The organism is Actimicrobium sp. CCC2.4 (genome assembly GCF_034347385.1).
Classification (GTDB): Bacteria; Pseudomonadota; Gammaproteobacteria; order Burkholderiales; family Burkholderiaceae_D; genus Actimicrobium.
In genome coordinates this window covers 3782718-3794977 of record NZ_CP133777.1, presented here as the reverse complement: position 1 = coordinate 3794977, position 12260 = coordinate 3782718, and the positions used below count along the sequence as shown (strand labels likewise).

Below are 12260 nucleotides of genomic sequence, written 5' to 3'. Positions count from 1 at the left end.
ATTTATTGGCGCAGCGGGGTCTATATGGCGCGGATCTGCTCCCAGTCAGTCTGGCCCTGGAAGATCTTTTCTATTCCGTCCTGGCGCAGCGTCATCATGCCCTCCGATACGGCGACCTGCAGGATGTTCGGCACATTGGCGCGCGCATGGATTTTCTTTTTTACGGCAGCCGTCGCGATCAGCACTTCGTGCACGCCCAGCCGACCCTTGTAGCCGCTGTCGTTGCACAGTTCGCAGCCACTTGCCTTGTACAGCGTGATGGCACCATCGTTCTTGCCATATTGCTGGCGCCAGCGCAGCAGGACGGCCGCTTTGTCGAGCTCGGTTTCGAAGCAGTATTCGCTGGCGAGCATATCGAGCTCTTCGTCATCGGCTTCATGCCACGTCTTGCAATGGTTGCATAAGCGGCGCGCGAGCCGCTGCCCGACCACACCCAGCAGTGCGTCGGCAAAGTTAAACGGATCGAGGCCGAAGTCGAGCAGTCGCACCACGCTCTCGGCGGCGCTGTTGGTGTGCATCGTCGAGAACACCAGATGACCGGTCAGCGATGCTTCGATGACGGTCTTGGCGGTTTCCGGGTCGCGTGTTTCACCGACCATGATGACGTCCGGATCAGCACGCATGAAACTGCGCAGCACGGCGGCAAAGGTCCAGTCGATCTTGGCCTGCACTTGCACCTGGCGCAATCCATCCTGGGTAATTTCAACCGGGTCTTCGACGGTCCAGATCTTGCGCTCGGGCGTATTGATATAGTTCAGCAGCGAGTGCAGCGTGGTGGTTTTTCCGGAGCCGGTCGGACCGCAGACGAACAGCAGTCCATGTGGCTTCAAAGCCAGTTTCTTGAGCCCCTCAATGGCGTACGTCGACAAGCCCAGGCTCTCGATCGAGACTGCCTTCGGTGCCGCCAGGATACGCATCACGATGTCTTCCAGACCTTCGGTAGTCGGAATCGTCAGCACCCGCAACTCGATCGCCGCCGGACCGTATTGCTCGAAGTTCATCTTGCCATCCTGCGAGCGACGCTTTTCAGAAATGTCGAGCCGGCACATGATCTTGATGCGCGATACCAGGGCGCTGCGAAACTGCGCCGGAATTTCCGAATACGCCTGCATTACGCCGTCCTTGCGGAAGCGCACCCGTGTGGGCCGGTTGCCTTTCATGTTTTCGATGTGGATATCCGAGACACCCTGTTCGTTGGCATCGATGATGATCTTGTTGACCAGTCGCACCAGCGTGTTGTCGGACTCGGTGATGATGTCGGCCGGCAGATCAAACTTAATATCGTCGGCACCGAGCTCGTAGACCAGTTCGGCGATGTTGCCGCCGTCATTGTGAGTGCCATAGACCTGGCTGATCACCAGTCTCAGGTCATCGACCGAGGCCATGACCGGGTCGATCTTCAGTTTGGTCGTGAAGGCCAGTTCTTGCAGAGGCTGGCTGGCCAGCGGGTTTTCCATCGCCACCACCATGCGCGTGCTGGTCTGGTACAGCGGCATGACGTGGTGCTTGCGCACGAAATCGGCAGGCACCGCCTTGATCAACGCCGGATCGAACTTGAAGCCACGCAAGTTGACGAAGGGGATGCCCAGTTTTTGTGCCAGCACGCGCTTGATCGTGTCGAGACTGACAAAGTGCATCTCGACCAGGATGTCGCCTAGCGGCACCTTGCGGTTCAATGCCTGTGCGGTGAGCGCATCAGCCAGTTGTAATTCGGTGATCAGGTTTTCTTGCAGAAGGGCTTCACCCAGCCGTAATTGCGGTTTGTTTTTCTGGCTTTGCAGTGCTGCTTCGATGTGTTCCTGGGTGATGATGTTTTGCTGTTTCAGGTAGTCGCCCAGCTTTTGCGTGCGTAACTGTTCCTGCTTTTCGAGGCCTGCACTGATTTTGTTTTCGCTGACGATTTTTTCATCGACGAGGATTTTTCCGAGCTGTTCGCCAATCTGGTAGTTCCTGACGACTTCTGCCGGGATAAAGCAGCGGATCACTTCGCTGCTGCCGTCGACCGGCACATACAGGAACAAGCCAAAGGGTTTCGATACCAGTCCGCGCGTCTGCGTGACGAACGGCTCGCCCTGGTGGTAATTGATCACGCATTTCTGGCTCAGCAACGGGACGGTGGCGACATCTGTCAGCACATCCGAGAGCAGTAGTTGCGTCATCTCGACCGGGTCAGTCAGGCGCAGCATACGCAAGTTACCGAAGGCGATACGTACGCTGCTCGTTGCGCGACGGGTGCGGAATTCAAGAAACGCTTCGGCACCGTCCAGCCTGACGAGCAAGCCATCCTGGCTGCGATTGTTGTGCATCGTGATATCGGCGGCTTCAACGTCATTGCCATCGAGGCCTCCGGTCGCCGACATGACATCGTAATGGGCCGGTACCGGCCATTTGAAATCGGTCAGCATCGGCTGGGGCCGGATGGTTCGGGCCTCGGTTGGTAATCGGTTGCGTGATGCATTGCGCTCTCCTGAAACGGGTGATGCAGCCTGTACGGTGACCGCATCCGGACATGGTCGTCGGCGAAGTTTAACTGATGTTTTCCGGCGCGCACGATCTTGAACACGGTCGCAGACGACCCCATCTACGACGGGTTATTACCCGACCACCATGGAGAATCACGATGACCCCCACTGAATCCCGGATGCTCAATGATTTCCTGGCGCAATTACGCCAGGTGCAAGGCCTACAAAAGGATCCCGAAGCCGCGACGCTGATCGCTGAGGCCGCTGCAGCGCAGCCCGATGCGCTGTATCTGCTGGTACAGCGCTCGCTGATGCAGGATCAGGCGCTGGAGGTCGCCAGCGCACGTATTGCCGCTCTGGAAGCACAAGCCCGGCCGGTGGTTGCCGCACCCGTTAGCAGTTTTCTGGATGGTGGCAACAATGCCTGGGGACGCTCGGCTGCGCCAGCCAGTGCCTCCGCCGTCAGTGCACCACGTGTACAAGCATTGACGCCTGCGGCAACCGTGCCGGCGGCAAGCGGACCGGCAATGGCCGACGCCGCTCCGGCGCGTGCCGGGTTTCTTGGTGGTGGTGGTGGCAATTTTCTCGGGACCATGGCCGCGACAGCCGCCGGCGTGGCAGGAGGAGCACTTCTGTTCCAGGGTATCGGCAGCATGATGGGACATCACGGCGCCGGTGCCGGTGCTGCCGCAGCGGCTGCGCCGCAGAGCAACGCTTTTTCGTCGATGGCGGACAGTGTCGACAAGACGCCGGCAAGCACTCCCGCCGCCCCTGTCGCTGCTTCCGGTGACGCCGACACGAGCGTCGCCGGGCTTGACGACGATGCAGGCGACGTCGACTACGGGGATGACGATGCGATGGCCTGACCGGTTGTCGTTATAAAAAAGGGGGGCGGGCTGATTGCCCGCCCCCCTTTTTTTATGTCAGCTGGTTCAAACGGTGACAGCCGCTTCCTGCTCTGTCGGTGCCGAGGTCCGGATCAAATGATCGAAGGCGCTCAACCCGGCTTTTGATCCTTCGCCCATTGCAATGATGATTTGCTTGAACGGGATGTTGGTGACATCGCCGGCAGCAAACACGCCGGGGATCGAGGTCTGGCCACGCGCATCGATTTCGATCTCGCCACGGTTGGTCAGGGCGACCGTACCCTTGATCCAGTCCGTGTTCGGCAACAGCCCGATCTGCACGAAGATGCCTTCGAGGTCGACGGTATGTGCCGAACCCGTCGTACGGTCGGTGTAGTGCAGACCATTGACACGGGTTCCGTCGCCGGAGACTTCCGTGCTCAGGGCGCTGATGATGACGGTCACGTTCGACAGGCTGTGCAACTTGCGCTGCAAGACCGCATCGGCGCGCAGCTGGGTGTCGTATTCGATCAGTGTGACGTGCGAGACGATACCGGCGAGGTCGATGGCTGCCTCGACACCGGAATTACCGCCGCCGATGACGGCAACCCGTTTGCCCTTGTACAGCGGACCATCGCAATGCGGGCAATAAGCCACGCCACGGTTGCGATATTCCTTCTCGCCCGGGACGTTCATTTCGCGCCAGCGTGCACCGGTGGCAAGGATGACGGAACGGGCTTTCAGGCTGGCGCCGCTGGCGAGCTTGATTTCGATCAGGTCGCCGGGGATCAGGGCTGCAGCACGCTGCAGGTTCATCACGTCGACGTCGTATTCCTTGACGTGCTGTTCCAGGGCCGCGACCAGTTTCGGTCCTTCGGTTGCCTTCACGGAAATAAAGTTTTCGATACCCATCGTGTCCATGACCTGGCCGCCAAACCGCTCGGCGACGATGCCGGTACGAATCCCTTTGCGGGCGGCATAAATCGCAGCCGATGCGCCGGCGGGGCCGCCACCGACGATCAGGACATCGAAGATATCTTTCTGCGAAATTTTCTCGGCTTCCCGTTTAACCGAACCAGTATCGAGTTTGGCGAGGATTTCAGTCAGCTCCATGCGTCCTGAATCGAACAGCTCGCCATTGAGGTAGATGCTCGGTACCGACATGACGTTACGTTCCTTGACTTCGTCCTGGAACAGCGCGCCGTCGATCATGGTGTGGCGGATTTTCGGATTGATGACGGCCATCAGATTCAATGACTGGACCACCTCCGGGCAGCTGTGGCAGGACAGCGAGATATAGGTCTCAAACTGGTAGTCGCCATCAAGATTGCGGATCTGTTCCAGTACGTCAGCGTCGGTTTTTGGCGGATGGCCGCCGGCTTGCAACAAGGCCAGGATCAGCGATGTGAACTCATGACCCATCGGGATGCCGGCAAAGCGGATACCCATGTCGGCACCGACACGGTTGATCGCGAAGGATGGCGTCCGGTGACCGTCGTTGCGGTGCTCGCGCAGCGTGACCATGGCGGACAGGCCATTGATATCGTTGAGCAGCGAGAGCATTTCTGCGGACTTGGCACTGTCGTCGAGTGAGGCATTTATCTCAATCGGCAATACGACTTTTTCAAGGTAGGCTTTTAATTGGGTTTTTGTATTTGCATCCAGCATGATGTGCTCGCTTTCAGAATGAGGTGTCGATAGGCGCATAGTGAGGCGCAGAGGGAGGCAGTACCGCCGCCGGAGTAGCCTGAGCTACCTGGATCAAGCTAATCGGGGGGAGGTGCTGCTGATTGGCGTGCCACGTCGGGCACGCCATTTTTAGTGCAATTTAGATCTTACCAACCAGATCGAACGACGGTGTCAGTGTCTCTGCACCTGGGGTCCATTTGGCAGGGCACGCCTCATTTGGATGAGCAGCGACATACTGTGCGGCTTGGACTTTACGCAGCAATTCGCTGGCATCGCGGCCAATGCCGTTGTCGTGGATTTCGCACAGCTTGATTTCGCCTTCCGGATTGACGACGAACGTGCCGCGCAATGCCAGACCTTCTTCGGCAATCATCACGTCAAATGCGCGTGTGAGGTGGCCGGTAGGGTCAGCCAACATCGGGTAAGTAATCTTGCCGATGGTGTCCGACGTGTCGTGCCAGGCTTTGTGCGTGAAATGGGTGTCGGTCGAGACGCTGTAGATTTCAACACCGAGACTCTGGAAGGTCGAATAGTGGTCGGCCAGATCACCGAGTTCGGTTGGGCAGACAAACGTGAAGTCAGCTGGATAGAACACGAAGACCGACCATTTTCCGAGAAGGTTCGTGTTGGTGACGGTGGTGAATTTGCCGTTGTGGTAGGCGTTGGCGGTGAAGGGCACCACTTTTGTATTGATTAATGACATGTGAGACTCGCTTTCGTTGAAGTGATTGAGTAGTGCGGTAATCCAGTAATCAAGTGATTCAGAAGTTCAATGATTCAGTGATCCAGTGCATGAACCTTAGCCAAGATCGAGACCAAGGTAAATGCAATTGTTTAAATGCATTCAATAGCCATAAAGTATCGTGAGTTATTTTGCGTAAAAAAAGGTCCGCCCTCGCGGTGCGGACCCTTCTAATCAAGCAGGACGCACCGTCAGGCGAAATTCTTTGCCACGAAATCCCAGTTGACCAGGTTCCAGAATGCCTCGACATACTTCGGCCGTGCATTGCGGTAGTCGACGTAGTAGGCGTGTTCCCATACATCACAGGTCATCAGCGGGGTGTCGGCACCGGTCAGCGGGCAACCGGCGTTGGAGGTGTTGGCCAGGTCGACCGAACCATCTGCTTTTTTGACCAGCCATGTCCAGCCGGAACCGAAGTTGCCGACGGCGGACTTGGTGAAGTCTTCCTTGAATTTTTCGAACGAACCGAATTTGGCATTGATGGCATCGGCCAGTGCGCCGGTTGGAGCGCCGCCGCCGTTTGGCGTCAGGCAGTTCCAGTAAAACGTGTGATTCCAGACCTGGGCTGAATTGTTGAATACACCGCCAGTGGACTTCTTAATAATGTCTTCGAGCGTGGCGCTTTCGAACTCGGACCCTTTGATCAGGTTGTTCAGATTGGTGACATAGGTTTGGTGATGCTTGCCATAGTGGTACTCCAGTGTTTCCTTGGAGATATGCGGCGCGAGGGCATCCATTGCATAGGGCAGAGCGGGCAGGGTATGTTCCATGGTCGTCCTTTCAGGTGTGTAAATTAACGGGCAGGCAGAAATCGGCGCTTTGAAAACAGCCGACATTGTATGACGGAAGCCACCACGCTGCAGCGCGCTACCTCACATTGGCGTCACTCCGGCAGGGTTGGCTGGACGCTGGCAATACCGACCCGGGCGCTGCCTTCTGCCAGCCGGACCGTGACGATTTCCCGTGCACGCAATTGGGCCGGCGTTCGCGCAATCCGTCCTTCCGCATCGACGATGATCGCGTAACCGCGTTCCAGCGTGCGCTGCGGATTGAGCAATTCCAGTTGGGCCTCAAGTCCCGATAACTGGAGGCGCAGGCGGGATGTCCGGCTGCGGATGCCGCTAGCCATTCGCCGGCGCTGCTCGGTCAATTGCCATCGTGCCGGCCGGGTATCGGGCAGCTGGGACAGTAGTTGGCTGCGCAGGTGGCGCAGCGCATGGCGTGCATTGTTAAGAGGAGTGCGCGTGGCGTTGCCGAGGCGGACTTGCCAGCCGGCCAGCCGGATCTGTTCGTGCCGTATCGTTGCTGCCGGGCTGACCAGCCGGCGTGACAGCCAGTCCAGCCCCTGGCTGCGGTCCGTCACATGGCGTCTGGCCATGCGCGACAAGTTCCGTGCCGCCTGCCCGATATGGGCGATCCACTCGGCACGGGGTGGCGCGGCCAATTCGGCTGCGGCGGTCGGAGTCGGAGCGCGCAGGTCAGCGGCAAAGTCGGCGATCGTGAAGTCCGTCTCATGGCCGATGCCGGCAATCACCGGGACCGCGCAGGCCGCAATCGTTCGGGCGACGGTTTCATCGTTGAATGACCATAAATCCTCGATACTGCCGCCACCGCGGCACAGCAGGAGCAGGTCGCATTCGGCACGATGCGATGCCGTGGCAATCGCCTGGGCGATTTTTTGCGCGGCGCCGTCACCCTGCACGGGAGTCGGATACAGGATGACGCGGATATGCGGGGTGCGACGTTTCAGGGTCGCCAGTACATCGCGCAGCGCCGCCGCTTGCAGGCTGGTGACGATGCCTATCGTGCGCGGAAACGCCGGAAGCGCCCGCTTGCGTGCCGGGTCGAACAAGCCTTCGCTCTCGAGTTTTTGCTTGAGCTGCAGGAAGGCTTCAAACAGGTTGCCGACCCCGGCGCGCCGGATCGTTTCGACACTGAGCTGAAAGTCACCGCGCGCTGCATACAGGGTGACCAGCGTGCGTACTTCGACCTTGTCGCCTTCCTTGGGAATGAATCCTGCATATTGCGCGCGTCCGCGAAACATCACCGCGCGTACCTGGGCTGATGCATCCTTGAGCGAAAAATACCAGTGCCCCGAGGCCGCCCGTGTGAAGTTGGAGACTTCGCCGGCAACCCACATCAATGGAAAGTTGCGTTCCAGCATGCGTGAGACGGCCTGGTTCAATGCAGACACGGTCAGCACCGGCGAGGCAGTATCGGTTGGTTCGAATAAATGGTCGGTGCTCATGCGCTCCTCATGGAAAAACCTGTCCACAGACACGCCGGTGGAGGTTCTGGTACGAATTAAAATTGCTGTCTTGGGGAACTATTTCCAAGCGACTGATTTTAAAGAGAAATAAAGGTACAGATTTTTGTCTTGGTAATCGGGAAAATTATCGGAGTTTCAGCGGCCTCGTCCGGTTCAGTAAGTTGCCCACAAAGTTATCCACAGCCGGACAAGCGTTTTTTGCTGGGGATTGCTGCATCAGACATCAACGCATCCGGGACGATGCAACGCCGGATTATCTCCCGAAACCCGAGGTGGGCGGTCGCTTGCCCTGACTGCCACAACAAGTTACATTCGGGATCCACATCACCATATTGTTCAAGGGAGAGCGCTTTGTTCGCAATCATTCAAGCTGCCGGCTGGCCAATCTGGCCGCTATTAATCGCTTCAGTGATCGGCCTGGCCCTGATTGTCGAACGCTTGCTGTACCTGCGTCGCAGCCGTATTCTGCCCGCCAAGTTGCTGCAGGAAGTCATCCGGGTTTATCACAATGGCAAAATCAACGCCGAAATACTCGCCAATCTGGAGCAGAACTCTCCGCTCGGGCAGGTTCTCGCCGCGGGCCTGCGCAATGTCGATGCGCCGCGCGACATCATGAAAGAATCCATCGAAGAAGCCGGCATGGCCAGCGCCCATGAGCTCGAGCGTTTCCTGACGACGCTGGGCACGATTGCGACACTCGCGCCGCTGATGGGCCTGTTCGGTACCGTGGTCGGCATGATCGAGATTTTCGGTGCGCAAAACGCCACCGGCGCTAATCCGGTACAACTTGCCCATGGCATTTCGGTCGCGCTGTACAACACCGGTTTTGGCCTGGCCATCGCGATGCCGGCGCTGGTGTTTTACCGGCATTTCCGCGCGCTGGTTGACAGCTTTATCGTCGATATGGAGCAGCAGGCAGTGCGCTTCGTTGATACGGTGCATGGAAGCCGGAAATGAATTTTCGTCGACGCAAGGGCCGCGAGGATCCGGAGATCAATCTGATCCCCTTCATCGACGTCCTGCTGGTGATCCTGATCTTCCTGATGGTCAGTACGACTTACAGTAAGTTTACTGAGCTGCAAATTACCTTGCCTACCGCTGATGCCGAAAAAGCGGTCGAGCGGCCCTTCGAAATCAATGTGATGGTCGATTCCCAGGGCCGTTATGCCGTCAATAACGTGCAGGTATCGTTTCGTGATGTGCGTGGCCTGGCCGATGAAATGCGCAATGCTGCCAGTGGCAAGGGTAGTGAGTCGCGCAAGGATCCGATTGTCATTATCAATGCCGACGGCACCGCGACCCACCAGTCGGTCATCAATGTGCTTGAAGCGGCCCGGCTGGCAGGCTTTGAACGCGTCACGTTTGCCGCGCAAAGCGCCAGCAGCAAATAGCCTTGTCTTCCCGCACCGTTCCTTTTTCACAGCGTATTGCGGCTGCCTGGCAGCGACGCGGTTGGCTGGCTTGCCTGCTGCTGCCGGTCGCTCTGTTGTTTGGTGCCTTGTCAGCATTGCGGCGACTGGCTTTCCGGCGCGGCTGGCTAGCAAGTAGCAGGCTGCCGGTGCCGGTTGTCGTGGTTGGCAACGTATTCGTCGGCGGCACCGGGAAAACCCCGCTGGTGCTCTGGCTGGTCGCTGCGCTGCGCGATGCCGGCTATGTGCCGGGTGTGATTTCGCGCGGCTACGGCGGACAGCACGGACTGGCGCGAGAAGTGTGCGGCGATTCTCTGGCGCAACAGGTCGGTGACGAGCCGCTGCTCATTGCCCGGCGCGGCGGGTGTCCGGTGTTTGTGGGACACGATCGCGTCGCTGCCGGACGCGCGCTGCTGGCCGTCCATCCGGCTGTCAACGTACTGGTTTCCGACGACGGGCTGCAGCACTATCGGCTACAGCGGGCACTTGAAATCGTCCTGTTTGACGAGCGCGGCGTTGGAAATGGCTGGCTATTGCCGGCCGGACCACTGCGTGAACCGATGTCACGACGTCGCGATTTCACGGTGGTTAATGGTGGGAATATCCCGGCGGGCTTTCCCGCCGATACGATGCGCATGACGCTGGCCGGTGGCTACGCCGAAGCGCTGGCGGTGCGTACGAGGTCGGTGCCGCTGGCGAGTCTGACGGGACGTATCCTTGCCGCGGCCGGCATCGGCAATCCGGAACGGTTTTTCCGGATGCTGCGCGATCACGGCCTGACGATCGACACCCTGGCGCTGCCGGATCATCATGATTTTTCCGGTAATCCGTTTGCCGGCGTGGATGCCGAGGTGATCCTGATCACCGAGAAGGATGCAGTAAAATGCGTGCAAATCGAGGCATTAAAAACTGACCCGCGCCTGTGGGTCGTGCCTGTTGCAGCGTGCCTCGACGGCCCGCTGGCTGAACTCATCGTGGAGAAATTGCGTGGATACCCGACTGCTTGACATACTGGTTTGCCCTATCTGCAAGGGCCCGCTGGAGTTCGACAAGAAAGCCCAGGAACTGATCTGCCATGCAGACCGTCTGGCTTATCCGATCCGCGACGGCATTCCGATCATGTGGGCCGATGAAGCGCGCGAGACCGTCGCACGCCATCTGGCTCCGCCGGCCTGAAGGATTCATGTCCTTCATCGTCATCATTCCAGCGCGACTGGCGTCGACGCGCTTGCCGGACAAACCGCTGGCTGATCTCGGCGGCAAGCCGATGGTCGTCCGCGTTGCCGAACGGGCCATGCAATCGGGTGCTGCGCGCGTCATCGTCGCGACCGACCATGCCGATATCGTCGCGGCTTGCCGGCTGCACGGTGTCGAAGTGCAATTGACGCGCGACGATCATCCGTCGGGTACCGATCGCATCGCCGAAGTCGCTGCTGCACTCAACTTGCCGCTGGACGCGGTCGTCGTCAACGTGCAGGGCGACGAGCCACTCATCGATCCGGCGCTGATCGCCGCGACAGCAGCACTGATTGCGGACCAGGTGCCGATGGCGACCGCAGCGCATGCCATTTCCGAGAGCGCGGACTTGTTTAATAGCAATGTCGTGAAGGTGGTGCTGGATAGCCGCAGTCGTGCCTTGTATTTCTCGCGTGCGGTCATTCCGTGGCACCGCGACGGTTTTGCACTCTCGCAAGCGGTACTGCCGTCCGGATACCAGCCCCTGCGACATATCGGTTTGTACGCTTACCGGAACGACTTCCTGCAAGCGTATCCGGCGCTGGCCATCAGCCCGCTCGAACAGGTCGAGGTGCTGGAACAGTTGCGCGTCTTGTGGCATGGCTTTCCGATTGCGGTCCATGTGACCGACAGTGCCCCCGCCGCCGGTGTCGACACCGCCGAAGATCTTGCGCGGGTACGTTTGCATTTCAGTTGAAATCCGCTGAATAATCGTATTGATTAATTTGTATGGTAAGTTTCGTGCAAAGTTCGTGTGATACAACAGCGCGTTGTAGTCTGGCTGTTCGAGACAATCACCGCAAGAATTCAAAACTATAGTTAGGGAAAAAAATGCGCCTTATCCTTTTGGGAGCGCCTGGTGCCGGTAAAGGCACACAAGCTACATTCATCAAAGAAAAATTCAATATTCCTCAAATTTCGACCGGCGACATGCTGCGGGCTGCCGTCAAAGCGGGCACGCCTTTGGGTATCGCTGCAAAGCAAGTTATGGACGCCGGTGGTCTGGTGTCCGATGACATCATCATCGGCCTGGTCAAGGAACGTCTGACCCATGCCGATTGCGCCCACGGTTATCTGTTTGACGGTTTTCCGCGCACGATACCGCAAGCCGATGCGCTCAAGGAAGCCGGCGTCAGCCTCGATTACGTGCTGGAAATCGATGTGCCGGACTCGGCCATTATCGAACGCATGAGCGGTCGACGTGTTCATCCGGGTTCGGGACGCACGTATCACGTGACGTTCAATCCGCCCAAAGTGGCCGATATCGACGACCTGACCGGCGAAGAGCTGATCCAGCGCGACGACGACAAGGAAGCTACCGTCATGAAGCGCTTGTCGGTCTACCACGAACAGACTGAAGTGCTGGTTGACTACTACAACCAGTGGGCCGAATCGGGAGCCGCGGGAGCACCGAAGTATCGCAAGATCGCCGGGGTCGGGGCCGTCGAGGCAATACGGGACGCAGCGTTCGAAGCGCTCGCCAGGTAAGAAGATAGCGGACCATGTGTCCGCTTTTTTTTGGTCTCTGATCCGCAAGGGCAGGCGGTAATAGTTCACCGATATCAAAAGACGGTTTCGACAGGCAAGGTAGCGTAGTACAAAGGGTTT

At 58.5% G+C, this 12260-nt stretch carries 12 protein-coding genes; 7 read left to right on the top strand and 5 right to left on the bottom strand.

Annotated features, from left to right (window positions below; translation table 11 throughout):
- Nucleotides 1-20: 20 nt before the first annotated feature.
- Complete coding sequence (locus RHM62_RS17440) at nt 21-2405, bottom strand: GspE/PulE family protein (protein WP_322123310.1); 2385 nt, start codon at nt 2403-2405, stop codon at nt 21-23.
- Nucleotides 2406-2620: 215 nt separating this feature from the next.
- Between RHM62_RS17440 and RHM62_RS17435 the strand changes: the two genes are divergently transcribed.
- Nucleotides 2621-3328, top strand: coding sequence for a DUF2076 family protein (locus tag RHM62_RS17435; protein WP_322123309.1), 708 nt, complete (start codon nt 2621-2623; stop codon nt 3326-3328).
- A 66-nt stretch (nt 3329-3394) separates the two neighbouring features.
- Here the strand turns inward: RHM62_RS17435 and ahpF are convergent, their stop codons facing one another.
- From ahpF to xseA, 4 genes are all read right to left on the bottom strand, one after another.
- Nucleotides 3395-4975 (bottom strand): alkyl hydroperoxide reductase subunit F, encoded by a 1581-nt coding sequence (gene ahpF, locus RHM62_RS17430; RefSeq protein WP_322123308.1) that lies wholly within the window; start codon nt 4973-4975, stop codon nt 3395-3397.
- A 160-nt stretch (nt 4976-5135) separates the two neighbouring features.
- Entirely contained in the window at nt 5136-5699 is a 564-nt protein-coding gene (gene ahpC, locus RHM62_RS17425; protein WP_322123307.1) for an alkyl hydroperoxide reductase subunit C, read from the bottom strand.
- Nucleotides 5700-5929: 230 nt separating this feature from the next.
- Complete coding sequence (gene sodB / locus RHM62_RS17420) at nt 5930-6508, bottom strand: superoxide dismutase [Fe] (protein ID WP_322123306.1); 579 nt, start codon at nt 6506-6508, stop codon at nt 5930-5932.
- A gap of 113 nt (nt 6509-6621) precedes the next feature.
- The gene (gene xseA / locus RHM62_RS17415) at nt 6622-7986 is read right to left on the bottom strand and encodes an exodeoxyribonuclease VII large subunit (RefSeq protein WP_322123305.1); all 1365 of its coding nucleotides are present in this window, start codon (nt 7984-7986) and stop codon (nt 6622-6624) included.
- Nucleotides 7987-8358: 372 nt separating this feature from the next.
- On the opposite strand from xseA, the gene RHM62_RS17410 reads away from it, so the two are divergent.
- From RHM62_RS17410 to adk, 6 genes are all read left to right on the top strand, one after another.
- A complete protein-coding gene (locus RHM62_RS17410; protein ID WP_322123304.1) occupies nt 8359-8964 on the top strand; it encodes a MotA/TolQ/ExbB proton channel family protein in 606 nt (201 codons plus the stop codon).
- Nucleotides 8961-9398: a biopolymer transporter ExbD gene (locus tag RHM62_RS17405; protein WP_322123303.1), complete on the top strand. Its 438-nt coding sequence runs from the start codon at nt 8961-8963 to the stop codon at nt 9396-9398. Before RHM62_RS17410 ends, RHM62_RS17405 begins: the two co-directional genes overlap by 4 nt.
- A 2-nt stretch (nt 9399-9400) precedes the next feature.
- A complete protein-coding gene (lpxK, locus tag RHM62_RS17400) occupies nt 9401-10423 on the top strand; it encodes a tetraacyldisaccharide 4'-kinase (RefSeq protein ID WP_322123302.1) in 1023 nt (340 codons plus the stop codon).
- A complete protein-coding gene (locus tag RHM62_RS17395) occupies nt 10404-10592 on the top strand; it encodes a Trm112 family protein (RefSeq protein WP_009667051.1) in 189 nt (62 codons plus the stop codon). Before lpxK ends, RHM62_RS17395 begins: the two co-directional genes overlap by 20 nt.
- A 7-nt stretch (nt 10593-10599) precedes the next feature.
- The gene (kdsB, locus tag RHM62_RS17390) at nt 10600-11349 is read left to right on the top strand and encodes a 3-deoxy-manno-octulosonate cytidylyltransferase (protein ID WP_322123301.1); all 750 of its coding nucleotides are present in this window, start codon (nt 10600-10602) and stop codon (nt 11347-11349) included.
- A 134-nt stretch (nt 11350-11483) separates the two neighbouring features.
- A complete protein-coding gene (gene adk, locus RHM62_RS17385) occupies nt 11484-12140 on the top strand; it encodes an adenylate kinase (RefSeq protein ID WP_322123300.1) in 657 nt (218 codons plus the stop codon).
- Nucleotides 12141-12260: the final 120 nt, after the last annotated feature.